20 protein-coding genes are annotated in these 23,310 nt (G+C 76.1%); 8 read left to right on the top strand and 12 right to left on the bottom strand.

Going from position 1 to position 23,310, the window contains the following annotated elements; translation table 11 throughout:
* Positions 1-129: 129 nt before the first annotated feature.
* The 8 genes from ACZ501_RS16825 to ACZ501_RS16790 form a co-directional block, all read right to left on the bottom strand.
* A complete protein-coding gene (locus ACZ501_RS16825; RefSeq protein WP_468796178.1) occupies positions 130-1,302 on the bottom strand; it encodes an alpha/beta hydrolase family protein in 1,173 nt (390 codons plus the stop codon).
* 514 nt (positions 1,303-1,816) lie between these two features.
* Positions 1,817-2,545: a DUF7873 family protein gene (locus tag ACZ501_RS16820; protein WP_468796177.1), complete on the bottom strand. Its 729-nt coding sequence runs from the start codon at positions 2,543-2,545 to the stop codon at positions 1,817-1,819.
* A gap of 60 nt (positions 2,546-2,605) precedes the next feature.
* Positions 2,606-3,844, bottom strand: a complete 1,239-nt coding sequence (locus tag ACZ501_RS16815) for a cytochrome P450 family protein (protein ID WP_361610374.1) — start codon at positions 3,842-3,844, stop codon at positions 2,606-2,608.
* On the bottom strand, positions 3,841-5,070 hold the full coding sequence (locus ACZ501_RS16810) for a cytochrome P450 (protein WP_468796175.1): 1,230 nt from the start codon (positions 5,068-5,070) through the stop codon (positions 3,841-3,843). The genes ACZ501_RS16815 and ACZ501_RS16810 overlap by 4 nt, the downstream gene beginning before the upstream one ends.
* A complete protein-coding gene (locus ACZ501_RS16805) occupies positions 5,067-5,723 on the bottom strand; it encodes a GTP-binding protein (protein WP_468796173.1) in 657 nt (218 codons plus the stop codon). Before ACZ501_RS16805 ends, ACZ501_RS16810 begins: the two co-directional genes overlap by 4 nt.
* A complete protein-coding gene (locus tag ACZ501_RS16800) occupies positions 5,704-6,060 on the bottom strand; it encodes a DUF742 domain-containing protein (RefSeq protein WP_361610369.1) in 357 nt (118 codons plus the stop codon). The genes ACZ501_RS16805 and ACZ501_RS16800 overlap by 20 nt, the downstream gene beginning before the upstream one ends.
* Entirely contained in the window at positions 6,057-6,458 is a 402-nt protein-coding gene (locus tag ACZ501_RS16795; RefSeq protein WP_361610367.1) for a roadblock/LC7 domain-containing protein, read from the bottom strand. The genes ACZ501_RS16800 and ACZ501_RS16795 overlap by 4 nt, the downstream gene beginning before the upstream one ends.
* Complete coding sequence (locus ACZ501_RS16790; protein ID WP_468796171.1) at positions 6,455-7,981, bottom strand: sensor histidine kinase; 1,527 nt, start codon at positions 7,979-7,981, stop codon at positions 6,455-6,457. The genes ACZ501_RS16795 and ACZ501_RS16790 overlap by 4 nt, the downstream gene beginning before the upstream one ends.
* Before the next feature lie 229 nt (positions 7,982-8,210).
* Here ACZ501_RS16790 and ACZ501_RS16785 point away from each other — a divergent pair, with 229 nt between their 5' ends.
* Both ACZ501_RS16785 and ACZ501_RS16780 read left to right on the top strand, forming a co-directional pair.
* Entirely contained in the window at positions 8,211-9,125 is a 915-nt protein-coding gene (locus tag ACZ501_RS16785; protein WP_468796169.1) for an ATP-grasp domain-containing protein, read from the top strand.
* Positions 9,122-9,922, top strand: coding sequence for an ATP-grasp domain-containing protein (locus ACZ501_RS16780; RefSeq protein ID WP_468796167.1), 801 nt, complete (start codon positions 9,122-9,124; stop codon positions 9,920-9,922). The genes ACZ501_RS16785 and ACZ501_RS16780 overlap by 4 nt, the downstream gene beginning before the upstream one ends.
* A 146-nt stretch (positions 9,923-10,068) precedes the next feature.
* Here ACZ501_RS16780 and ACZ501_RS16775 read toward each other — a convergent pair whose 3' ends face one another.
* The gene (locus tag ACZ501_RS16775; RefSeq protein ID WP_468796165.1) at positions 10,069-10,938 is read right to left on the bottom strand and encodes an alpha/beta fold hydrolase; all 870 of its coding nucleotides are present in this window, start codon (positions 10,936-10,938) and stop codon (positions 10,069-10,071) included.
* A 12-nt stretch (positions 10,939-10,950) separates the two neighbouring features.
* A complete protein-coding gene (locus ACZ501_RS16770; RefSeq protein ID WP_361611309.1) occupies positions 10,951-12,057 on the bottom strand; it encodes a DUF2330 domain-containing protein in 1,107 nt (368 codons plus the stop codon).
* A 122-nt stretch (positions 12,058-12,179) separates the two neighbouring features.
* Between ACZ501_RS16770 and ACZ501_RS16765 the strand changes: the two genes are divergently transcribed.
* Together ACZ501_RS16765 and ACZ501_RS16760 are read left to right on the top strand one after the other, a co-directional pair.
* Entirely contained in the window at positions 12,180-12,659 is a 480-nt protein-coding gene (locus ACZ501_RS16765) for a hypothetical protein (protein WP_468796163.1), read from the top strand.
* A gap of 149 nt (positions 12,660-12,808) precedes the next feature.
* Entirely contained in the window at positions 12,809-14,023 is a 1,215-nt protein-coding gene (locus ACZ501_RS16760; protein WP_468796161.1) for a hypothetical protein, read from the top strand.
* 37 nt (positions 14,024-14,060) lie between these two features.
* On the opposite strand, the gene ACZ501_RS16755 is transcribed toward ACZ501_RS16760, so the two are convergent.
* On the bottom strand, positions 14,061-14,957 hold the full coding sequence (locus ACZ501_RS16755; RefSeq protein ID WP_468796159.1) for a hypothetical protein: 897 nt from the start codon (positions 14,955-14,957) through the stop codon (positions 14,061-14,063).
* A gap of 17 nt (positions 14,958-14,974) precedes the next feature.
* On the opposite strand from ACZ501_RS16755, the gene ACZ501_RS16750 reads away from it, so the two are divergent.
* A complete protein-coding gene (locus tag ACZ501_RS16750; RefSeq protein WP_468796157.1) occupies positions 14,975-15,484 on the top strand; it encodes an STAS domain-containing protein in 510 nt (169 codons plus the stop codon).
* Here the strand turns inward: ACZ501_RS16750 and ACZ501_RS16745 are convergent.
* Positions 15,378-16,061 (bottom strand): ABC transporter ATP-binding protein, encoded by a 684-nt coding sequence (locus ACZ501_RS16745; protein ID WP_468796619.1) that lies wholly within the window; start codon positions 16,059-16,061, stop codon positions 15,378-15,380. The two genes, ACZ501_RS16750 and ACZ501_RS16745, sit on opposite strands and share 107 nt — an antisense overlap.
* Positions 16,062-16,280: 219 nt before the next feature.
* On the opposite strand from ACZ501_RS16745, the gene ACZ501_RS16740 reads away from it, so the two are divergent.
* From ACZ501_RS16740 to ACZ501_RS16730, 3 genes are read left to right on the top strand one after another with little or no spacing between them, the layout of a single operon-like run.
* Positions 16,281-19,529: an FtsX-like permease family protein gene (locus ACZ501_RS16740; protein ID WP_468796155.1), complete on the top strand. Its 3,249-nt coding sequence runs from the start codon at positions 16,281-16,283 to the stop codon at positions 19,527-19,529.
* Positions 19,526-22,273, top strand: coding sequence for a hypothetical protein (locus ACZ501_RS16735; RefSeq protein ID WP_468796153.1), 2,748 nt, complete (start codon positions 19,526-19,528; stop codon positions 22,271-22,273). Before ACZ501_RS16740 ends, ACZ501_RS16735 begins: the two co-directional genes overlap by 4 nt.
* Positions 22,270-23,235: an ABC transporter ATP-binding protein gene (locus tag ACZ501_RS16730; protein WP_468796151.1), complete on the top strand. Its 966-nt coding sequence runs from the start codon at positions 22,270-22,272 to the stop codon at positions 23,233-23,235. Before ACZ501_RS16735 ends, ACZ501_RS16730 begins: the two co-directional genes overlap by 4 nt.
* Positions 23,236-23,310 lie beyond the last annotated feature (75 nt).

Genomic DNA, 23,310 nt, shown 5'->3' with positions numbered 1-23,310 from the left:
GTCCTCGGGTGCCTCGACAACGCGGCGAGGTGCGGTGCCGGGCGACGCGGGTCAGGCGAGATCCGGAAGAGACGGCCTAGCCGCCGGGCGCGGTACGGGGGCCCGCGTGCGGGCCCCCGTACGGGCCGCTCAGGGGGTGTGGAAGCGGACCTCGGGGGTGTCGGCGCGGGGGCCGTGCAGAACCGGCCCGGGCCGTCCCTTGAGGTGCTGGTCGAAGAAGGCGCCGACGTAGGTCCGGGTCAGTTCGAGGGCGCGGGAGCCGGGCAGCGGCGCCTCGGGGTGGGGCAGTCCGAGCTGGTCGCGGATGGCGGGGAAGTCGGTGGCCGCGAAGTGGTCGGTGCCGTCGACGGTGATCCAGCGCTTCCAGCCGTCGAGGTGCGGCCACGTCTTCGACCAGTCGCCGTTCGAGTGGCCCCCGGGCGCGCTGGCGGCCGCACCGAACAGCAGGAAGGGGCGGCCGCCGATCCCGGCGGCGGGGTACGGACCGGGCAGGCCCCCGTCCATGTCGGCGCCCGCGCGGATCCGCGGGTCGGCGGCCATGGCCGGCAGGGCGGCGGCGCCCCCCATGGAGTGGCCGCCCATGGCGATGCGGCCGGCGTCGATGAGCCCGGCGTGACGCCAGGCCGGGTGACGGCCGGTGAGGCGGTCGAGGAGGAAGGAGACGTCCTGGGCCCGGACGCCGAGGACGGCCTCGTGGCCCCCCGGGGCATCGGCCGGCCCGCAGGCCAGGCAGGTCAGGATGCGGCCGCCGGGGAAGGCGGTGGCGGCGCTCTCGTACGCGTGGTCCACGGCGGCGACCACGTAGCCCCGGGAGGCCAGGTCCTCGGCGAGCGAGGTGAGGGTGGCGCGGGACACGGTGAAGCCGGGCGACAGGACGATCAGCGGGTAGCGGCCCTGGACGGGCCGGGCGCCGACGCGGGCGTGGGCCCGGGTGGCGGCGAAGACGGCGGGGTCGATGACCTGGTCCAGCTTCTTGTCGGCCAGCACGAGCCGGGCTTCCTCGGTGCTCATGTAGGGCGCCGGGGCGCGGCCGGTGCCGCGCTGCGCGGGATAGCGCAGGGTGACCATCAGTTCCCGGGGGCCGGTGTGCGCCCAGGGGTCGGTCCTGCTGCGGTCCGTCAGGTGGAGGTCCTCCTGGCCGACGGCGAACCGGCCGGTGGGCGCGGGCAGTTCTGCCGGATTTACCCGGGTGCCGGTGGCTGCCGCGGGGGCGGCGGTGGCGGTGGCGGCCGCCATCAGCGGGACCGGGAGGAGGAGGGCCAGCATGGCCGCGGCGGCCGCGGTGCGGCGTCGGATCGTCATGCCGTCCAACCTAGGCGGGGGCCCGCGGGCCCTCGTCGCCTCACAGAGGGATCCGCCGTCACCCTGTGGTCGCAGTCCGCCGCTCGGGGCGTCGTACGAGTGGCTGAGGGAACGGGAGTTGCCCGGGGAACGTGACGGGGCCCGGGAACATGTCCAGTTCCCGGGCCCCTGTGTGCCACCCAATTGCGCACACCGGCGGCGTTTAAGGGAGGGGATCATGGTGAGGCCGACGTGTTCTGCCTTTGAACTACCGCGCCGCGAAGAGGCGCAGGAGGGACTTGAACCCCCATCCGTCGGTGATCGTCCCCGCCCGGTCGATCCGGTGTTCGGCGGCGAATGCTGAGACTGGAGCGATAATCTGAGATTCAAGGGGCCGCCTCTACCGCTTGGGCCACCCCGGCACGTGTGCCGGGGGAGGGATTCGAACCCTCAGTGACACCCCTGTTTCAGCTTCAACGTCAGTTTCAGCTTGCGCTCTCGCGCACCCCCTGTCGCGCAGGGGGCGTTCTCGGGGCTACCCGAACAGGTAGCCGAACACGGCGTCCCCCACCCGCTGGTCGGTGACTTCGGCGCCGTTGGCCTCCTCGCGGGCGAACTTCACGGCCTGCTGGAGCCGCTCCACCCGGTCGAGGAGCTCGTTGACCCGGCGGGCCGGGAGGGCGCCGGAGAACTTCACGGTCGTCCAGTAGCCGACCGCGACGTCCTCGTAGTACACCTCCACCTGCGCCGGGTGCTTCTCCGTGGCCTCGGCCTTGACGTGGTTGCGCGGCACCTTCTTGGTGCGGATCGTGCGCACCGGTTCCGTCTTCCAGGAGTCCGTGGAGGGGTCCAGGTTCCAGGACTCGGAGGCGTCGAGGACGGGCAGCTTGCGCACGAAGGTGTGCAGGTCGGTCAGCTGCTTCTCGAGGAAGAGCAGGTACGGCACCGGAACCTGGGCGAGCAGCACCCGGCCGTCGACGACGACGTCCGCGGCCGCCGTGCGGTTCGCCCAGTCCTTGGTCGCCGTCACGTCGAACAGGCGGGTCAGGGTGCCGGCCGTCGCCCGCAGCACGTCCTCCGCCTTGACCTGCACCCGGGTGGACTCGGGCGGCTGCTCGCCCTCCTCGTCCTTGGGCTGGTACGTACGCGAGATGCCGGCCAGCAGGGCGGGCTTCTGCACGTCGTGGTGAGCCTGGGAGAGCTCCTGGAGGGACTTGGACTTGACGCCCTTTTCGACTGCGATGATCTGATTCAGCTTCGGCACGTGAGCAACCTAGCAACGGCTCCGGTGCGACTACCATTTCTTTTCCAGTGGCGCGCTTTCCTACGGGCGCAGCCGGACGGGGAGGTCGTACAGGTCGTTCTGCGTGAGGACCGGCTTGTTGCGCAGTTCCTCGCGTCCGACGGCCAGGGACAGCTCCGGGAAGCGGGCGTAGAGCGCCGGGAGGGCGACGAGGGCCTCCAGGCGGGACAGGGCCGCGCCGGGGCAGACGTGCGGGCCGTGGCCGAAGGCGATGTGCCGGTTGGGGGTGCGGGTGACGTCGAACTCCCCCGCGGTCTCCCCGTGCTGGGCCTCGTCGCGGCCGAGCGCGCCGAAGGAGACGATCAGGCCCTCGCCGGCGGGCAGGATCCGGTCGCCGACCTCGATGTCCTCGGTGGCGAAGCGGATCAGGACGTGTGACGTGGGGGTGGACCAGCGCAGGGTCTCCTCGATGACGTTCTCCCAGGGGACCTCCCCCTTGAGGACGAGGGCCCGCTGCGCGGGGTGCGTCTCCAGCGCGACGACGGCGTTGACGATCAGGCTGATGGTGGTCTCGTGCCCGGCGGCGACCATCAGCTGGAGGGTGTTGGTGATCTCCTCGGTGCTGAGGTGGTCGCCGTCCTCGGAGGCGGCGATGAGCGCGCTGGTGAGGTCGTCGCCCGGGGTGGCCCGCTTGGACTCCACGATGCGCGAGAAGAGGGCGCCGAGGTCCGCCATCATCTGGGGGACCTCCTCGGGGAGGGTCTGCGTGGAGAAGAACTTCTCGAAGAGGGCCTTCAGGCGCGGGTGTTCGGCGGCGTCGACGCCCATCAGCTCGCTGATGACGTTCATCGGCAGCGGGTAGGCGAAGTGCGCCTTCAGGTCGACCGTCTCACCGGCGGGGAGGGCGGCGAGCGCGTCGAGCGAGCGGGCGGTGAGGGCCTCGATGCCGGCGCGGAGCTTCTCCACCCGGCGGGCGGTCAGCGCCTGCGCCACGAGGGTGCGCAGGCGGCGGTGCTCGTCGCCGTCGACGGTCAGCATGGAGCGGCCGGGGTTGGCGAGGCCTATGAGCGGCCAGTCGAGGGGGATCTCCCCGCGCTGCCAGGCGCCCCACACGCCGATGTCCTTGACGAGGCGGGGGTCGGTGAGGAGTCTGCGCGCCTCGGCGTGGTGCGTGACGGCGTACACCGCGACCCCGCCGGGCAGGACGACGCGGGCCAGCGGGCCGGCGGCGCGCAGCGCGGCGCTCTCGGCGTCGAGGTCGGCGACGAAGGGGTCGAGGACGAGCGGGGCGGGGCCGGTGTGGTCGATCGGGCAGGTCACGGGGTGGCTCCAAGCGCGGGGGTCGGGGTGTAGGTCACGGGCAGGGCGGTGAGGCCGCGCAGCCAGGGCGAGGGGCGCCGGGTGAGTCCGGCGGCCGGCCCGGCGAGGTCGACGTCGGGGAGCCGGTCGAGGAGGACCTCGATGCCGGTCCGGGCGATGACCTCGGCGACCTCCTGGGCCGGGAAGGGGCAGCGGTGTTCGCCGTGCCCGAAGGAGAAGAAGGCGTTGTTCCCGCCGGTGAGGGCGCCGGTTTCGGTGCGTACGTGCGGGTCGCCGTTGGCGGCGGCCAGGCCCAGCAGGACCAGGTCGCCGCTGCCGATGCGCCGGCCGCCGAGGTGGGTGTCCCGGGTGGTCCAGCGGCCGGCGACGTTCTGGGTCGGGGTGTCCTCCCAGAGCACCTCGTTCATGGCTTCGCCGACGCTGTGCCGGCCGCCCGCCAAGGAGGCGGCGAACCGGTCGTCGGTGAGCATCAGGCGCAGCGAGTTGCCGATCCAGTCGGCGGTGGGCTGGTGCCCGGCGGCCATCATCACCATGAGGTCCTGGGCGATCTCGTCGACGGTGAACCCGGCGGTGTTGGCCAGCATCCGGGAGGCGACGTCGGGGCCGGGCGCGGCGGCCTTGGCGGCGAGGAGCGCGTACATGGACTCGGCGAGGTGGCGCTGGCCGTCGAGGGCGCCCTCCCTGCCGTTGATCATGTCGTTCATGGCGGTGACGAGGCCGGGGCCCTGCTCGTCGGAGAACCCGTAGATGCGGGCGAGGACGCGCAGGGGCAGGAGCATGGCGTACTCGCCCACGATGTCGCAGGTGCCCTTGCCGCAGAGCCCGTCGATCAGCTCGTCGGCGAAGCGCTCGGCGTGGCCGCGGAGTTCGAAGGGGTCGACGGATTCCAGTGCGTCCGAGATGACGGCGGCGCGTTCGCGGTGGCGTTCGCCGACGGTGTAGAGGATGGACGGCTGCTTGCGGCCGATCATCGGGAGCAGCGGCCAGTCGGCCGGGATGCGGTCCCACTGGTTCCACAGGTCGGAGTCGCGGGAGAAGAGCTGCGGGTCGCTGGTGACCTGGTGCAGTTCGCGGTAGCCGAGGACGAGCCAGGCCGGTATGTCCCCGTCGAGGACGACCGGGGCGACGGCGCCGTGGTCGCGGCGCATCTCCCGGTACAGCGCTGCGGGGTCGCTCTGGAAGCGGGGGCCGCCGAGGTAGACGGGCTGCGGCTCGGGCGTGGTCACGGGGTGGGCTCCGGGATGGTGTGCGGGACGACGTCCGGCTGGTCGGGCCGGCGGCTCTGGAGGTGCTGGAGGTGCTGGAGGTGCTCGACGAGGGAGATGAGGACCTGCTTGCCGGATGCGCGGGAGCGGGCGTCGCAGAACAGCAGCGGCACCTCGGACGGGAGGTCGAGGGCGGCGCGGATCTCCTCCGGGGTGTGGGCGGGGCCGCCGAAGTCGTTGCAGGCGACGACGAAGGGCGTGCCGTGGTGTTCGAGGCGGTCGATGGCGTACCAGGAGTCCGCGAGCCGGCGGGTGTCGACGAGGACGACGGCACCGAGGGTGCCGGAGAACAGCCGGTCCCACAGGAACCAGAAGCGCTCCTGGCCGGGGGCGCCGAACAGGTAGAGCACGTTGTGGGCGTCGAGGGTGATCCGGCCGAAGTCGAAGGCGACGGTGGTGGCGGTCTTGGCGGTGATGCCGTCGGTGTGGTCGACGGCCTCGCCCGCCGCGGTCATCGTCTCCTCGGTGTTCAGCGGGCGTATTTCGCTGACCGAGCGGACCAGGGTGGTCTTGCCGACGCCGAAGCCGCCCACGATCACGATCTTGAGGCCGTTGTCGGCGGTGCTGCTGAGTGCCTGGCGGGGCTCGCCCCGGTCAGAGGTTGCGGAGTCCAACGAGCACCTGCTCCAGGATGTCGGGGTCGGGAAGGCGGTACGTCGTGACGCGCGGGTGCCGGGCGCTGATGCGCCCGGCGTCTAGGAGGTCGGCGAGGAGGATCCGGGTGATCGAGACGGGCAGGCCCAGTTCGGCCGCGACCTCCACGACGGCCGTCGGGAAGCGGCACATCCGCAGGATCGCCGCGTGCTCGGACTGGATGCCGGGGACCGGGTCGCACTCGGCCACGATCAGGGTGACCAGGTCGAAGGCATCGCTGCCGGAGCTGCTGCGGCCGCCGGTGAGGGTGTACAGCCGGTCCGGGGAGTCGTCCCGGCCCGGCCTGACGCGGCTCAACCCCGGGGCCTGGCGATCAGATGCTCGCTCAGCTGCTCCACCAGCTCGGACATGTTGTGCCCGACGAGGCCCGCGTCGGCGTCCTCGGCGGCGACGAGGGCGAGGTGCGCGCCCTCGCCGGCCTCCACGATGAAGAGGATCCCGCCGTAGAACTCGGCCATGGCGGAGCGGACCCCGCCGGTGCCGTCGCCGAACTCGATGGACGCCCCGTGCGACAGGCTCTGGATGCCGGCGGAGATCGCGGCGAGCTGGTCGGCCTGGTCGACGGAGAGCTCGGGGGTGCGGCACAGCTTGAGGCCGTCACGGGAGAGCACGAGGGCGTGCCGGGCGCCGGGCGTGCGCTCCAGGAGTCCTTCCAGGAGCCAGCTGAGCGTCTCGTCGGTGGTGGAGCCGGTCATGGGGTGTCGTCGCCTTCCGGGTGCGGGGGGTTCGTGGGCTGCTGCTGCGCCGGGGCCGTGCTGCCGCGCACGGCCTGGCGGAAGCTGCCGAAGCGGGGGGCGGGCCGGGACGCGCCGGCGGGGGCGGCCGGGGTGCGGGCCGCCGCGCTCGCGGCGCCGGGCCCCTCGGGGTGGGCGGCGGCCAGGGTCCGGCCGCGCCGCCGCTGGGGCAGTCCGCTGTCGCCGAGCACCGGGTTCGGGCCGGTGGTTTCGGGCTCCCCGGATTCTACGGGGGTGTCGTGGGCGGCCTCCGGCCCGGTGGGCCGGGCCGCCGGTGCGGGAGCGGGCTCGGGGGCCGCGAGGAGGGCCGGGGCGGGGACGGGTTCGGCCGGGGCGTGGCTGATCAGCTCTTCCGGGATCATCATGAGCGCGCCGGTGCCGCCGCGGGCGGAGGGGCGGAAGGAGACGGTCAGCCCGTGCTTGCGGGCGAGGCGGCCCACGACGGCGAGTCCGAGGCGGGTGCCGGAAAGCCCGGCGAGATCCAGGGACTCGGCGGTGACGGCCTGTTCGGCGCGACGCAGCTGGACCTCGCTCATGACGAGGCCGCTGTCCTCGACCGTGATGATGACCCCGGCCGGCACCTCTTCCACGTAGACGTGGACCTCGGCGGTGGGCGGCGAGAAGTTCGCGGCGTTGTCGAGGAGTTCGGCGAGGGCGTGCATGACGCCCTCGGCGGCGTGCCCGGCGACGGCGGCCTCGCTGGTGGAGTGCAGCCGGACCCGCTGGTAGCCGCCGATCCGGCCCATGGCGCCGCGCAGGACGGACTCCATGACGATGGGCTTGGCCCAGCGGCGGCCCGAGCGGGCTCCGGTGAGGACGGCGATGGAGTCGGCGAGGCGGCCGGCCTGGGCGGTGCGGTGGTCGAGGTGGAGCAGGTCGCCGAGGACCTCCTCGTCGGCGTGCTTGTGCTCCATCTCCCGCAGGTCGGCCAGCATTCCGGTGGCGAGCGCCTGCATCCGGCCGGCCGCGTTGGCGGTGGCGGCCATGGCGGCGGCCCGGCCCGACCGGGCGCGGCGCAGTTCCTCGCCGAGCCGCTCGCGGGTGGCGAGCTGGGCGGCGGTGAGGGCGTCCAGTTCGGCGGCGTGGGCGGTGGTGAGGCGGTGGAGCTCGGCGGCGTGGGCCGTCGTCAGCTGCTCGACCTCGGCGGCGTGTTCCGCCGCCAGCCGGGTGCGTTCGGCGGTGCGGGCCGCGGTGTCGCGGGCCGCGTCGGCGGTCAGCCGGGCGATGTACCCGTCACGGGCGGAGACTTCGCCGGCGAGGGCGGACAGCCGGCCGCGCAGCTGCCGGGCGCTGCGCGCGCACCAGGTGACCGCGCAGGCGGCGACGGCGAGCAGCAGCGAGCCGGAGAAGGAGAACCACGCGAGGGGCACCTGGACGGCCGACGGGGCCGCGGCCACCGCCGCCGTGGAGAGGGCGCCCGCGGCCGCTGCTGTCACCAGCAGGGCGAGCGCGGAGGGGCGGAGGGGGGAGGGCGACGCCGTCATCAATCAAAGCCTCAAACCGGGCGTAAATGGAAGAGAGGGTTCCTGTGGCAACGAGGCACAACTATAAGAGGATTGGTGATCGTTTCGGAAAGGTCTTGATAAACATTACGTTGAGTAGTGCCCACTTAGGCTGCTTCTGGAGCGGTTTCGGGGCTATGCCATGGCATCCTGTGACGTCACCACTCGCCGGACGGAATCGGCGGACGTCCGGGGAAAACGGGGAAGTTCCATGAGGCTCTGCTTCCTGGTGGAGGAGCACTACCGCCACGACGGCATGCCCAACGAGGTGGTCGCGCAGCTGACCGCCTGGGGACACCGGGTGGACGTGATCCGTCCGGGCGGATCGCTGCTGCGCATGGACGGACTGGTCCGGGCCGGCGCGCACGACGCCTGGGTCCTCAAGACGGTGTCCGGCGGGCCCGGGCTCACCCTCCTGGAAGCCGCCGCCGCCGGCGGCACGACCACCGTCAACGACGCCCGGGCGATCCGCGGGGTACGGGACAAGGCGCTGGCCGCCGCCCTGGGCAGCACCCGGGGGCTCCCGCTGCCGCCCACCTACGCCATCGCCCGCCCCGAACTCCTGGCCGGCCTACCGGACGCGGCCTACCCGCTCGTCGTCAAGCCCGCGGACGGCAGCTCCGGCCGGGGCGTGCACCTGGTGCCCTCGCCGGACCGGCTCGCCGCGCTGCTGCCCGCCCTCGCGGGCGAGGGCATGCTCATCGCGCAGCCCTACGTGCCCAACTCCGGTACCGACCTCAAGGTGTACTGCGTCGGCGGGGAGCTGTTCGCCACCGAGCGCCGCTCCCCGCTGCACCCGGCCGCCGCCGTCCGCGAGCGCCGGGTGGCGCTGCCGGGCGAGGTGGCGCGGATCGCCGCCCGGGTGGGCGAGGTGTACGGGCTGGACCTGTACGGGGTCGACGTGCTGCTGGGCCCCGACGGGCCGGTCGTGGTCGACGTGAACGACTTCCCGAGTTTCCGCCAGGTGCCGGACGCGGCCGCGCGGGTCGCGCGCGCCGTCCTGGACCTGGCCCGGTCGGGCGGCGGGCGCCCGGTCGCCGCCGCGCCCTGCCCGCCCGGCCGCCCGTACGGCCTCCCGGTGGCGATCCCAGCGCAGGCGGCGGCAGGGGCGGGGGACGGCGCGTGAGGGTCGGCCTGATCACCCCGGACCCCGGGCACCCGCTGCTGGCCGACACCGCGGGGCTGCTGGCGCCGGAGCACGAGGTACGGGTACTGGACCCACGCGCCGGGGCCGCCGCGGCGGCCGGGGCGCGGGCCGACGTGTACCTGCTGAAGGCGCGGACCCCCTCGGCCCTGACCCTGGCCCGGGAACTGGAGCGGCGCGGGGCGCCCGTACTGAACTCCGCTGCCGCCACCGGGCGGTGCCAGGACCGTACCGCCATGGCCGAACTGGCCCTGCGGGCCGGGCTCCCCTTCGCCGCCACCCGCACCCACGCCTCCCTCGGGGCACTCCGGGCGTCGGCGGAACCGGCCTGGCCGGTGGTGGTCAAGAGCCGGCACAGCCGCAAGCACGACCTGGTCGCCCGGGTGGACGGCCCCGACGGCCTCGGTGCGCTGGCCGCCGGCTGGGAGCGCGAGCCGGTCGTGGTGCAGCCGTTCGCCCCCAACAGCGGCTGGGACCACAAGCTGTGGGTGGTCGGCGACCGGGTCTTCGCGGGCCTGCGCCGCTCCGAACTGGCCGCCGGGGGCGAGGAGCCGGCCCGGCGGCCGGGCCGGCTGCCCGACGGCTGGGCCGAACTGGCCCTGCGGGTGGGCGAGGTCTTCGCCCTGGACGTCTACGGCGTGGACGTCATCGCCGCGGACGGCGGCCGGCCCCTCATCGTGGACGTCAACGCCTTCCCCGGCATCCGCGGCCAGGCCGGCGCCCCACAGGCCCTCGCGGCCCTGGCCCTGCGGCGCGCGGGGCGGCGCGGGGAGCGGTGACGGCTTTCCGGACAGCCGCCTCCGGTTAGGGGCCGGTCCGAGGAGTGGAACGTCCGGGGTGACGCGGCTGCGGCTCGGGTCGTACGGGACGCCTGCGGGGCGGGAGCGCCCGGCGGGTCCCGCGGGTCACGGCCGTGCCGGGCGCTTCAGCCGCTCACCGCGGCGGGAGCACCGGTCCGGCCGAGGAAGCCCGCCGTCGCGGTGGCGAAGCGTTCCGGGTCGTCGAGCCAGGGGAAGTGCCCGGCGCCGGACTGGACGGTGAGTTCGGCGTTCGGGAACAGGCCGGCGTACTCCGCCACCGCGCGCGGCGGGGCCGCCAGGTCGGCCTCGCCCGCGAGGAGCAGCACGGGTGCGGCGAGCTCGGCGAGCGCCTTGCGGGTGGCCTCCGGGTCGAAGGCGCCCTCGGCCCCGTACGCCGCCGCGGCCTCGTGGTTCTTCTGACCGGACTCGGCGGCCCGGTGCGCGCGGGCCTCCTCGTCCCAGCGGCCGTACCAGAAGGGGGCGATGTCCCCCATGGTCTCGGCCGTGGCGCGGCCCGCGACGAGGTCCTCCAGGGCCGCGTACGCGGGCGCGAACCAGGGCTCGGCGGCGCGCAGCCGGGCGGTCTGCAGCCGGTCGTCGCCGGTGACCGGGATGCCGACGGCGAAGACGCTGGGGGTGACCAGCAGGAGCCGGCCGACGCGTCCGGGGTGGCGGGCGGCGTACAGGGCGGCCAGGTTGGCGCCGGCGGAGTGGGCGAGGAGGTCGAGCGTCTCCAGGCCGAGGTGCTCGCGCAGCGCCTCGACGTCGTCGACGAGCCGGTCGCAGCGGTAGGAGGCGGCATCCTCGGGGACCGCCGAGCGGCCGGTGCCGCGCAGGTCGAGCCGGACCAGGCTGCGGTGCGGGAGGAGGCCGTCGAGGCCGGCCAGGTAGGCGGAGTCCTGCATGGGGCCACCGGGGAGGCAGACGAGCGGGGTCCCGCCGCCGCTGACGTGAAAGGCGAGCCGGGTTCCGTCATGGGCCGTGAAGGTCATCATGACGGGACCATGTCAGGGCCGTTCTCGCAGGTCAACACGATTGTCCGGCCGGCCGGAGCGGGACGGCCGGCGCCCGCGCACCACGAGGAGGACGGCGGCGGCCACCGCCGCCGCCAGGACGCCGCCCACGGTCAGCAGCCAGACCGGAACGCCGCCCGCGGTGAGGAGCTCGTTGCGGTAGACGGCCCTGCGGTAGGGGGTGTCCTCGGCCGTGGCCCGCAGTTCGTGGTCCCCGTCGATGCGGGACGGGTCCGGGAACCGCTGCTCGATCGCCGTCAGGAACACCGGCTCGCCGCCGGTGAGTTCCCCGAGCGCACCCCCGGGGCTGACGGTCCCGGCGAAGGTGACCTCGGGTACGGCGCCGCCGATCGCGGAGCGGGGCTCCATCCGGTGGCCGGCGAGGACGTAGAGGCCGAGGGACTGCGGGGTGCGGGCCAGCCGGGACAGCCGCATCGGGTAGACGAGCCGGGCGCTGTCGAAGCGGATCCGCAGCGGTTCGAGCTCGCCGCGCAGGGTCCGGCCCTGCTCCCGCGGGGCGAGGCGGACGGCGACGTACTCCCACTTCTGGTCGACGTACGGCTTCAGTTCGGCGGCGAGCCGCTCGGGCAGCTCGAAGCCGTTGTCCCGGAGCCAGGTGCGCAGGGCCTCGGGGTCGGTGGCCGTCAGCCGCGCCACGTCGAAGTCGCCGAGCCGCTCGCGGCCGACGACGCCGACCGGGGCGCCGGCGCCGGGCAGGGCGGCACCCACGCCGTCCGAGGAGCCGGAGGAGAAGGGCCAGTCGGTGCCGCGCGGCCAGAAGTACGTACGGGTCCTGCGCTCGGGCCGGGTGAGGTCGGCCAGCTGGGGGAAGAGGGCGGGGTTGCCGAGCTCCACGGAGGCCCGGCCCGGGACCGGCATGATCCAGGCCGCGCGGCGGGCGTCGCCGCCGACGGTGAAGCGCATCACGATCTCTTCCGTCCGTCCGTCCCAGCGCACGACGGAGCTCTCCCGGTCGACCCCGATCCGGGAGCCGCCGTCGGGCACCATCGCCCCGCAGCCGCACGCGTAGGCGGGGCTGACCAGGGCCACGATCTGGGTCGTGAGCAGGGCGAACAGCAGCGCCAGGATCCTTCTCTTCATCCACACGGGGACTCAGACGTGGCCGCCCGCCGACCGGTTCCGCCCGGCGGGACCGCCGGACGGCCCGGTCTGCGGGCAGCCTCCTCGACCGGGCCCGCACCCCGCTCCCATACTGGGGCCTCATGAGAGGGAACGAACCGCCGCGCACCAGCCCGCTGGTGCCCGACGGCGTACGGGAGACGATCGCGCGGTACGACTGGGAGTCCGTCGCCTGCGGCTGCGGCCGCTCGGCGGGGCATCTCGAGGACACCCTGTGGGACGCGGCCGAGGGACATCCGGCGGCCTTCCACGCGTTGGAGGGCCACGTCTTCGCCCGGTCCCGGCTGTGGCCCCCGGCCCCGGCGGCCTGCGCGGTGCTGATGGCCGTCTGGTCGGCCGGCCCTCCCCGGCTGGCGACCCGCGAGGCCCTGCTGTGGACGCTGCTGGCGCTGCTGAACTCGGAGGACGACGGGACCCCGTACGAGGCGGGGCTCTACGGCCAGTGCGCCGCCCACGTCCGGGCCGCCCTGCCCCTGCTGCGCGACGGCCGGGCGGGCCGGCCCGGTTCGGTGTCGGCCGCCTACGCCGAGGGGATCGTGGACCTCATCGCGCTGTGCGCGTGAGGCGGCGCGGGAGCTCCGGGGAGGCTTCGGGGCGGGGTCGCGTCACCGCTCCCCCGCCGCCGGCACCGTCCGGGCGTCCGGGCGTCCGGGCGTCCGGGTGCCGCCGATATCCGGGGCGGCCGGACGCCCGCGCCGAGTAGCATCCCCGGATGTCCACGACGATCCAGGCCCTGAGCCCCGAAGCCGGGCGGGCCGACACCGCTGCCCTGCGCGCGTACGACGCCGACGCCCTCGCGCGGTGCGCGGCCGACACCGGGCAGCCGTGGTGGCGCCGGAGGGCCTGCGCGGAGGCGCTGACGGGACGGGTGCCCGAGCGGCGGCTGGCCGAGCTGATCTCCCGCGTGCAGGACACCGGTGACGTGAGCGAGGTCCGCATCGCCCTGCTCGGCGTCCTCGCCGAACGCCCCGAGCTGCAGCCGTGGCTGCGCCACGAGGAGCGGCAGCGGGACGGCGGGTACGGCATGCCCGAGGCGATCCTGAGGGCGCGCGGTGCGGTCGGCGACCGTACGGCGGCGAGCGCCCTGGCCACGCTCGCCTTCAGCCCGTGGCGCCACCGGCGCGAGACGGGCGAGGCGGGGCTGGACGACCTGGCGGCCCGGTACGGGGTCGAGGCCGTGCTGGCCGAGCTCGGCGACGCCCGGCCCGAGGACCGCTCCGTCCGGGTCGTGATGCGGCAGCGCGCCGGGGAGGACGTCACCGACGCGCTCGCGGACCCCGACCGGGGCGTCGCGTACCGCGCCCAAGCGCTCCTGACCGACCCCGGCCGCCTGCGCGCGTACCTGGCCGAGGCTCCGACCGACGAGGCGAAGCTGTGGGCCGCTTACGCGCTGCACCGCCTCACCGAGGACGCCGCCGAGACCCGGCGGGTGTACGAGGCGCTGGGGCGGCCCCGGGTGGAGGTCGCCGGCCTCGACGAGGAGCTGCGGGCGGCGATCGTCCACGAGTACGGGCCGTGGTGCGAGGAGCGGAGTGATCCGCGGTGGCGGATCGAAGCCCTGTGCACGGAGCCGCCCCCCGCTGCCGATCCCGCCGAGCGGCTGGTGCGGGCCACTGCCGCGCTCACCGCCGCGGGCCTCGCGCCGAAGCCGCCGGTCTCCTGCGGGGACGCCCACGGGCAGGGGGACGGCACGTACGACGTGATCGGCTACGGGGAGGACGACGGCGAGGTCCACCTCAGCACGCTCGGCCGGTTCGCCGCCGGTCACGATGACGAACCGGCCGTCCGGCACGCCCTCGAATCGGCCGGCTTCCGCTGGATCGACGGGGCCGTCGGCTCCATCGAGGTCACCGGCCTCGGCGTCTACTACTTCGGCGCCCGCGTCCCGTTGGACGTCCGCACCCTGCTGTTCTACTGGCAGGACTGAGGGCCCCTCCTGGCCGACGGGGCCCGGCCCGCACCCCCTAGCCCTGGAGCCGGCGCAGGCGGCGCTGGGCGGAGGCCGCCGTGAGGCGGGCCGCGCGGGCCGCCTGCTCGGCCGCGCGGTGGCGGGCCTCCGCCTCCGACACGGCCCGGTACGCGTGGTCCCGCTCGGTCCGCGCCTGTGCGGCCTCCCCCTCCAGCCGGTGGACCACCGCGTCGGCCTCGGCCGCGCGGGCCACGGCGTGCTGCCGGGCCTCCTCGGCGGTCCGCAGCTCGTCCTCGCGGGCGGAGACGGCCCACGCCGCGTCCGCGGCGGCCGCCCGGGCGGCCTCCAGCCGGGCCGCGCCGGCCGGGTCCGCGGCCTCCGGGGCCGGGGCGGGTTCCGCTTCCGGCTCCGCGCCGGGTGCCGGCTCGGGCGGCGGCGGGAGCACCGCGTCCGGGGCGACCGCCGGGAACTCCGACACCGGGTCGGGAGCCCGTACGAGCCGGCCCGAGGCCCACTCCCGGGCCGCGTCGGGGTCGGCGAGGACGGCGTGCAGGATCTGCTCGACCTCCCGCACCACCGCCTCCGAGACCGGCGTCCCCGCCTCCTCGGCCAGCCGCGCGGCCTCCCGCGCCAGGGCCCCGATCACCACGTGCTGCTGGTGGGACAGCGCCCGCAGCCGTTCCCCGTCCAGGGACCGGTGGGCCGCGCGCAGGGTCTGCCCCAGCTGGACGAACTGCTCGGTCTCCTCCGGTTTCGCCCGGACCAGCGTGTTGGACGCCCAGGCCGCGAGCGTGGGCCTGCGCAGTGCCGCGATCCGTTTGGCCGCCGCCGGGTCGCCGACCCGCTTCACCCGTGCCGCGGCCGCGTCCCGCGCCGCCTTGAACCCGGCGGGGTGCGGCACGTACAGGGCGTCGACGATCTCTTCCAGATCCACTTCCGCATCGGCATCCACGCGCCCCACTGTCGGTCATGGCCGCCCGGCCCGGGGGTGCGCGCCCCACGGCCACGCGGGTGAATGGCGCGGGGGCGCCGGTTCCCGCCGCGGGCACGGCCCGTTGGAGGGGCGTGACCGGCCCGCCGCTCCCCCGTATCCGCTCCGCGCTGCGCGACGGCGTCCTCGCCGTCGGCCTGGCCGGGGAATTGGACCACTACAGCTGCGCCCCGCTGCGCGCCCTCCTCGACGAGGGGGCGGCCCTCGGGGCGCGCCGCCTGGTGCTCGACGCCGCCGGGGTCACCTTCTGCGACTCCGCCCTGCTCGACGTGCTGGACCGGTGGGGCCGTGGCGGCCGCCGCTGGGAGCTGGCCGCCGCCTCCCGCTCCGTGCGGATGCTGCTGGAGCTGTGCGACCGGGTGCGGGTTCCGCCGGCGCCGGTCAGCGGGCCGGCCAGGCCGGTTCGACGACCTGGCCGTCGCGCAACTCGACCACCCGGTCGGCGAGTTCCATCAGCTGCGGATCGTGGGTGGCGACCAGGGCCGTGACGCCCTCGCTGCGGACCACGGCGCGCAGCAGCCGCATGATGGAGCGGCCCGTCTCGGAGTCCAGCTGGCCGGTGGGCTCGTCGGCGATGATCAGGGACGGTTCGTTGGCGAGCGCGCGGGCGAGGGCCACGCGCTGCTGCTGGCCGCCGGAGAGTTCCCCGGGGCGCTGCCCGGCGTGTTCGGCCAGGCCGACCAGGGCCAGCAGGGTGCGGACGCGCTCCTCGCGCTGCCGCGCCGGGAGCCTGCGCATCCGCATGGGGACGCCGACATTCTCCGCGGCGGTGAGCACCGGGAGCAGCCCGAACGACTGGAACACGAAGCCGATCCGGTCGCGGCGCAGCGCGAGCAGTCCGTTCTCGTCCAGGGTGGACAGGTCGGTGCCGTCGAGTTCGACGGTGCCCCCGGTCGGGGTGTCGAGGCCGCCGACCAGGTTGAGCAGGGTGGTCTTGCCGGAGCCCGACCGGCCCTTGAGGGCGGTGAGTTCGCCCCGCCGGGCCTCGAACGAGACCCCGCGCAGGGCGTGTACGGCGTTGGCCCCGGTGCCGAAGCTCTTGCGCAGACCGCGCACCGTCATCATGGGCGGCGCGGTGCTCCCGGCGGTAGGGGTGTCCTGCGGGTCCGGTTGCTGCGTCATGGTGGGCTCCCCCTCGGCCGGCGCGCTCTTCGCTGCCTTCGCGTCCGAATTTGCTCATCTGTCACATCCATCACGCAAGTCCCTTCCTCTGTCCGACCGGATCTGACAACATCGTCCGCTATCCGGTGCCCTTGGTCCGGTTCGGGGGGAAGGAACAGGCACATGATCGGCTTCGTCGTGCGCCGGCTGCGCGGCCGACTGCCGCTCGCCGCCGCCGTACTGCTCACCGCGCTCATCACCACGACCACCCTGACCGCGCTCCTGGCCTTCACCCGGGGTGTGGGCGACGCCGGGCTGCGCCGGGCCCTGACCGGTCCGGGCGGCAGGTCGAGCACCGCCGTCGTCCTCGCCGGCGAGCACGGGCTGGCGGCCCGGGCGGGCGAGGACGCGGCCGTACGGGGCTTCGCGGACGCCCTGTTCGGGAGGGTGCCCGTCTCCGTCGCGAGCGTGGCGCGCAGCCGTTCGTACGGGCTGCCCGGCCCCCGCACCCCCGGCGGGGAACCGGACCTCACCCTGCTCGCCGCCCTCGACCGCGACCGCGTACGGCTCCTCGCGGGCCAGTGGCCCGAGCCCGTCGGGGACCGCCCCGGGCCCGTCCCGGTGGCCGTGCCCGAGGCCGCGCTGAACCGGCTCGGGCTGACCGCGCGGGCGCTGCCCGCCGAGGTGCGGCTGGAGGACCGCTACGGCGGGGCGCCGCTGGGCGTCCTCGTCACAGGCGTCTTCCGGGCGGCCGACCCGCAGTCCCCGTACTGGCGGCTCGATCCACTCGGCGGCCGCGAGGTGCAGGTCGCCTCCTTCACCAGCTACGGCCCGCTGCTCGTGCACGACTCCGCCTTCACGGGCGGCGCCCTGGTCCAGAACAGCCGCGCCACGCTGCTGACCCCCGACTTCCGTGCCGCGCGCGGCGCCGACGTCGAGCGCCTGCGCACCCTGGCGCCGGAGACCGGCGCCAAGGGCCCCGCCGGGCTCACCGTCACCACCGCACTGCGGGAGTACTCCGCCGCGCTGGAGACGGGCCGTCGGGTGGCCCGCTCCACCCTGCTGGTCGGGGCGCTCCAGCTGGCCGTCCTGGCCGGGGCCGCCCTGCTGCTCGTCGCCCACCTGCTGACGGAACGCCAGGAGCCCGAGCGGATCCTGCTCACCGCGCGCGGCGCCTCCCGCCGCCGGCTCGGGATGCTGTCGGCGGCCGAGGCGCTGCTGCTGGTCCTGCCCTCGGCGGTGCTGGCCCCGCTGCTCACCCCTGCGCTGCTGCACCTGGCGGGCCGCTACGGACCCCTGGCCGAAACCCCCGTCGAGACCGGCGGGGCGTGGCTGCTGTGGCCGGCCGCGGCGGCCTGCGCGCTCGGGTGCGTCCTGCTGACCTCCCTGCCCGCCGTGCTGCGCGGGGCCGCGGCGGTGGTGCTGCGCCGGGCCGGGCGCCGTGCGGCCGTGGTGTCGGGGGCGGCGCGCTCCGGCCTGGACCTGGCGGTGGTGGCCCTGGCCGTCCTCGCGTACCGCCAGCTCGACCGCTACAGCGGGGGCGCCACCGGCCCGGGCGGTGAACTCGGCGTCGACCCGGTCCTGGTGGCCGCGCCCACCCTGGCCCTGTGCGCGGGCACCCTGCTCGTGCTGCGGCTCCTGCCGTTCGCGGCGCGGCTCGGGGCCCGGATCGCCGCCCGGGGCCGCGGGCTCGGCCCGGCGCTCGTGGGCTGGCAGCTCGCGCGGCGCCCGGGGCGGGCCACCGGACCGGTCCTGCTGCTCGTCCTCTCGGTGTCCAGCGGGGTCCTCGCCCTCGGCCAGCACACCGCCTGGTCCGCCTCGCAGCGCGACCAGGCGGAGTTCGCCACCGCCGGGGGGCTGCGCGTGACCGGCAGCGAACTGCCCGCCCCCGGCCGGGCCGGCCGGTACGCGTCCCTGCCGGGCGGCGACCGGGTGGTCCCGGTGGTGCGCTCCGCCCACGGACTGCCCGACGGAACGACCGGGGAGCTGCTGGCCCTGGACGCGCCCGCCGTGGCGCGGCGGGTGCCGCTGCGGGCCGACCTGCGGGACGGCCGGACCATGGAGGAGCTGTTCACCCCGCTGGCGGTCGACGCGCCGGGCAGCGCCGGCATCATCCTGCCGGGCCGCCCGCAGCGGATCGAACTGGGCGTGTCGCTGCGGGCGACGGGCGCGAGCGGCGCCCCCCGGCTCGGCGTGCTGCTGCGCGACCGGTTCGGGCTGACCTACCGGGCGCCGATGCAGGCCCTGCCCGAGAACGACGCGGGCACCGTCTCCGTGGATGTCGCGGCACTGGCCGGGGCCCCGCTCGGAGCGGCCGCCGAACCGCTGTCCATCGCCGGGCTCGCCCTGTCGTACGGGTCGGAGCCCGGCCCGTCCGGCTACGCGGACGGGGGCAGGCCGGCGGTCGAGGCGGAACTGGCGCTGCTCCGGGTCTCGGTCGCGCAGACGGCGGGCGGCGGGGCCGTCCCCGTCGAGGCGCCCGCACCCGCCTGGAACCTGGCGGGCCCCGGCGTCGGCGCCACGGGCGACGCCCCGGCCGGCCGGCTGCTGCCGGCCGACGGGGCGTTGCTGCGGCTGCGGTACGCGGGCGCCGCCGTGGGCGCCTACGACCTCAGCCTCACCACCGGCGCCCGGGCCGCCGCCGAGCTGCCGGGGATCGCCACCCGCGCCTACCTCGCCGCCGTCGGCGCCGGGGTCGGGGACCGGATCCCGGTGCTGCTGGGCCCGGCGGCCGTACCCGTGCGGATCACCGCCGCCGTCGCCGCGCTGCCCGCGTCCGGCGACAAGGCGGTGGCCGTCGACCTCGCCACCGCCGGGCGGCTGCTGGCGGCCACCGACGGGCGGGCCCTGCCCGGTGCCGACGAGTGGTGGCTGCCCGCCGCCTCCGCATCGGACGCCGCGCCCGCGCGGGCCGCGGCCGAACTGCGCGCGGGCGCCGGCTCGCACCGGATGCTGCTGCGCGAGGAGGTGGCCTCCGGGCTGCTGGACGACCCGCTGAGCGCCGGCCCCCGCATCGCGCTGGCCGCCCTCGCCCTGTCCTGCGCGGTGCTGGCGGCCATCGGCTTCGCCGCCTCCTCGGCGGCGGCCGCGCGGCGGCGGGCCCGGGAGTCCGCGGTCCTCCTGGCCCTTGGAGCGCCCCGGCGGAGTCCGGCCCGGGCGGCCGCCGCCGAGGGCCTGGTCCTGGTCGCGCTCGGGACCGGGGTGGGACTGGCGGTGGGCGCGGCCATCGTGCACCTGACGGTGCCGCTGATGGTGCTGACCCCCGCCGCGCAGCGCCCCGTACCGGCGGTGCTGGTGGACCTGCCGGGCCCGGCGACCCTGCTGCTGGCGGTCGCCGTCGCGGCGGTACCGCTGCTGTCGGCCGTGCTCGGCGGCGGCGACCGCACGTCCCGGGGCACCGCCGCCCGTCTGCGCCACGTGGAGGAGATATGACCGGCCCGACCACCGAGCCGCGGAGCGCCGTGCCCAGGGGCCGCGGCGGGGCCGGCTGGGTGCGGACGCGGCTGCGCGCCGCGCCGCTGGCCACGCTCCTGTCCGCCGTGCTGGTCTTCGTCTCCGTGCTGCTGGCCACCGCGCTGCCGCGCGCCCTCGACCGGGGCGCCGACCGGGCCCTGCGCGCCTACCTGGCCGAGCAGGGCCCGGGCCCGACCAGCCTGATCGCCACCGACCGGACGCCGCAGAGCGGGGACCCCGCGGTCCTGCTGGACTCCTCGCTGGCCGCCCTGCGCGCGGCCGTCGGGCCGGGTTACCGTCTGGCGGACTCCGGCCCCGTGTACGGGGTGCGCACGAAGGACCCGCGCTCCCTGACGGGCCCCGGGCTCGTCCGCCCCTCGGACATCCCGCCCGACATGGACCTGCTGCACCTGCCGCAGATCGCCGCGCACAGCCGGCTGGTCCAGGGGCGCTGGCCGTCCGGCGGTGGTGAGGGAACCGTCCCGGTCGCCCTGTCCAAGAGCGCCGCCGACAGCATCGGGGCCACGGTGGGCTCGGTCCTGGAGGGCTCCTCGGGCTTCGCCCCGCCGATGGGCATCGAGGTCGTCGGCCTGTTCGCCCCGGCCGACCCCGCCGACGTCTACTGGAGCGACACCGACACCACCTGCCTGCTGCGGGCCTGCCTCAAGTGGGACAAGAAGCAGGAGAAGTCCTGGTGGGAGGCGTCCGCCCTGGTCGGCCCCGAGGGGATCGGCCGGCTGGCGGCCTGGGGCACCCGCGCGACGGACTTCTGGCGGCTGCCGGTGGACACGGGCGGCCTGCGCGCCGACCGGCTGCCCGAGGCCGCCGGGCAGATCGCCTCGTACGTGGCCGGCCCCACCGCCACGCGGCTGACCGCGGAGACCGGCCGCCCCGGCATCCGGATCACCTCCGATCTGCCGAAGCTGTTCGCCGCCGCCGAGGCCCGCCGGCAGGCCGCCGCGCCGCTCGCCGCGATCGGGCCGGCCGGCGCGGCGGGTGTCGCGCTCGTGGTGCTCTGCCTGGCCGCCGGCCTCACCGGCGACCGCCGCGAGGCCGAACTGGGCCTGCTGCTGGCCCGGGGCGGCTCCCGCGCGGGCGTCCTGCGCCGGCTGCTGGGCGAGGGGGCCGTCACCGTGCTGCCCGCCGCCGTCCTCGCGGCGGCCCTCGGGGTGCTGCTGCTGCCGACGCCCCGCCTGGCGCCCGGCCTGCTCGCGGCCGGGGCCGTCGCGCTGGCGGCCCTGCTGGCCTTCCCGGTACGGGCCTTCGTGCTGCTGTCGGGCCCACGTGCGGCCGCACCCCGGCGCAGGCTGGTGGCGGAGCTGCTGGTGCTCGGCGCCACCGCGGCCGCCGTGGCCGAGGTCCGCCGGCGCGGGGTCGCCCCCGCCGGAGCCGGGCTGGACCCGCTGCTCGTCGCCGCGCCGCTGCTGCTCGCGCTGTGCGGGGCGCTGCTGCTGGCCCGGGCGCTGCCCCCGCTGGCGCGGCTGGCGGCCCGGGCGGCGGGGCGCGGGCGGGGCCTGACCGCCTTCCTCGGGCTGGCGCGCGCGGCCCGGGGGAACGCCGGGGGTGCCCGGCCGTCCGTCCTGCCGATGATCGCGCTGCTGCTGGCGGTGACCACGGGCGGCTTCGGGTCGGCCGTACTGGCCTCCGTGGACGGGGCCCGTCTGCGGGCGGCGCGGGCCGACGTCGGGGGCGACGCCCACGTGTCGGCCCCGCCCCACGAGGCGCTGGCGCCGGAGTTCCTGCGGGCGGCGGGCACGCTGCCCGGCCTACGGAGCTCCGTCGGGGCGTGGACCGACCGGGACGCCCTCCTGCTGTCGGACGGTCTGGCCGACACCCGGATCAGGGCGGTGGTCGCCGACCCGGCGGCCTACGCCGCGCTGTCCGAGGCGGTCGGGCGGGGGCGGTTCGACCCGGCGCGGCTGACCGGGGGCGGTGGTGCGGACGCGCCCGTTCCGGTGCTGATCAGCAAGAACCTCGCCGGGAAGGACTCCGGGGGCGAGTTCCGGGTCAGCCTCGCGGGCGGCGTGGAACTGCGGGCGCGGCCGGTCGGCGTGGTCGAGGGTACCCCGGCGGAGCCGTCCGTGGAGGCGGCGGTCGTCGTGCTGCCGGCGGGACCGGTCACCGCACGGCTGCCCGAGGCGGCACGCCCGAACCACTGGTTCGCCCTGGGCACGGTCGACGAGCAGCGGCTGCGCGAACTGGTCCGCGCCCACGCCCCCGCCCCGGTCGCCGAGCGGACCTTCGTCCGCACCAGCACGGCCGTCTCCGCGCAGCTCGCCGGCGACCCCCTCCAGCGCGCGGCGGCCCGGCTGTTTTGGACCTCCCTGGCCGCGGCGGCGTGCTTCGCGCTGCTGTCCGTCCTGCTGACCCTGGTACGGGCCGCGCCCGAGCGGGCCGCGCTGCTGGCCCGGCTCCGGACCATGGGCCTGCGGCCCCGGCAGGGCGTGGTGCTGGTGCTGACGGAGTCGTTGCCGCAGGTCCTGGCGGCCCCGCTGGGCGGCGCCCTGACCGCGGTCGCCGCCGTCGCCGTGCTGGGCCCGTCGGTGGACCTGTCGACCCTGGTCGGCGCCGGCGTGCCGCCCGGGCTCGGCTTCGGCCTGCGGCCCGTGCTCGCGCAGGCGCTGGGCCTGGCGGGTCTCGTGGCCCTGGCCGTGCTCGCCGAGGCGGCGGTGACCGGCCGGCGTCAGATCACCACCGAGTTGAGAGCGGGAGACCGACGTTGAACACCGAAGCGCCCACGTACGAGGAACTGCGGCGCCAGGCCCTGGCCGACGCCGCACCGCGCCGGCACGCGCCGGGGACGGCCATCGTCTGCGACCGGCTGGTCCGCATCTTCACCAGTGACGGCATCGAGGTGCAGGCCCTCCAGGGACTGGAGCTGACGGTGGCCCAGGGCGACCTGGTGGCGCTGGTCGGCGCCTCCGGCAGCGGCAAGTCGACGCTGCTGAACATCCTGGCGGGACTGGACGTGCCCACGGCCGGTACCGCCACCGTCGGCGGCTACGACCTGCTGGAGATGTCCGCGCGCGAGCGGCTGCGCTACCGGCGCGACACGGTGGGCTTCGTCTGGCAGCAGACGGCCCGCAACCTGCTGCCCTTCCTGACGGCGGCGCAGAACATCGCGCTGCCCATGGAGTTGAAGGGTGGCGGGCGCGGTGCGCGGGCACGGCGCGCGGCCCGGGTCGACCGGCTGCTGGAGGCCCTGGAGATCGGCGGACTCGGCGGCCGCCGCCCGACCGAACTCTCCGGCGGCCAGCAGCAGCGGGTGGCCATCGCCGTCGCCATGGCCAACGACCCGGCGGTGCTCCTCGCCGACGAGCCGACCGGCGAACTGGACTCCGAGACCGGCACGGCCGTCTTCGAGGCCTTCCGCACCGTGAACCGGGAACTGGGCGCCACCGTGGTCATCGTCACCCACGACCCCATGGTGGCGGGCGAGGTGCGCCGTACGGTGGCGATCCGCGACGGCCGCACCAGCAGCGAGGTCCTGCGCCGCACGGTGACCGACGAGCACGGCACGGAGTCGGTCAGCGAGCGCGAGTACGTGATGCTGGACCGCACGGGCCGCGTACAGCTCCCGCAGAAGTTCCTGGAGGCACTGGGCATGGAACACCGCGTCGCGGTCGACCTGGCCCCCGACCGCATCGAGGTCCGACGCGACGACGCGGACGACCCCGGCGCCTGACCTCCCCGAGTTCCGCCTCCCCGGGAGGTGTTCCCAGGGGCCGTCCCTGCGCGGGCGTCACCTCCGCGGCCCGGG

The organism is Streptomyces sp. NPDC034085 (assembly GCF_055575555.1).
The sequence above is the reverse complement of the archived record's forward strand: the minus strand, read 5'-3'. Positions and strand labels throughout refer to the sequence as shown.

What these genes read in the sequence shown, in the direction of transcription:
- ACZ501_RS16825 (WP_468796178.1), bottom strand. Translation starts at nt 1,302, where the DNA reads ATGACGATCCGACGCCGCACCGCGGCCGCCGCGGCCATGCTGGCCCTC.
- ACZ501_RS16795 (WP_361610367.1), bottom strand. Translation starts at nt 6,458, where the DNA reads ATGACCGGCTCCACCACCGACGAGACGCTCAGCTGGCTCCTGGAAGGA.
- ACZ501_RS16790 (WP_468796171.1), bottom strand. Translation starts at nt 7,981, where the DNA reads ATGACGGCGTCGCCCTCCCCCCTCCGCCCCTCCGCGCTCGCCCTGCTG.
- ACZ501_RS16785 (WP_468796169.1), top strand. Translation starts at nt 8,211, where the DNA reads ATGAGGCTCTGCTTCCTGGTGGAGGAGCACTACCGCCACGACGGCATG.
- ACZ501_RS16775 (WP_468796165.1), bottom strand. Translation starts at nt 10,938, where the DNA reads ATGATGACCTTCACGGCCCATGACGGAACCCGGCTCGCCTTTCACGTC.
- ACZ501_RS16770 (WP_361611309.1), bottom strand. Translation starts at nt 12,057, where the DNA reads ATGAAGAGAAGGATCCTGGCGCTGCTGTTCGCCCTGCTCACGACCCAG.
- ACZ501_RS16765 (WP_468796163.1), top strand. Translation starts at nt 12,180, where the DNA reads ATGAGAGGGAACGAACCGCCGCGCACCAGCCCGCTGGTGCCCGACGGC.
- ACZ501_RS16760 (WP_468796161.1), top strand. Translation starts at nt 12,809, where the DNA reads ATGTCCACGACGATCCAGGCCCTGAGCCCCGAAGCCGGGCGGGCCGAC.
- ACZ501_RS16750 (WP_468796157.1), top strand. Translation starts at nt 14,975, where the DNA reads ATGGCCGCCCGGCCCGGGGGTGCGCGCCCCACGGCCACGCGGGTGAAT.
- ACZ501_RS16745 (WP_468796619.1), bottom strand. Translation starts at nt 16,061, where the DNA reads ATGATGACGGTGCGCGGTCTGCGCAAGAGCTTCGGCACCGGGGCCAAC.
- ACZ501_RS16740 (WP_468796155.1), top strand. Translation starts at nt 16,281, where the DNA reads ATGATCGGCTTCGTCGTGCGCCGGCTGCGCGGCCGACTGCCGCTCGCC.
- ACZ501_RS16735 (WP_468796153.1), top strand. Translation starts at nt 19,526, where the DNA reads ATGACCGGCCCGACCACCGAGCCGCGGAGCGCCGTGCCCAGGGGCCGC.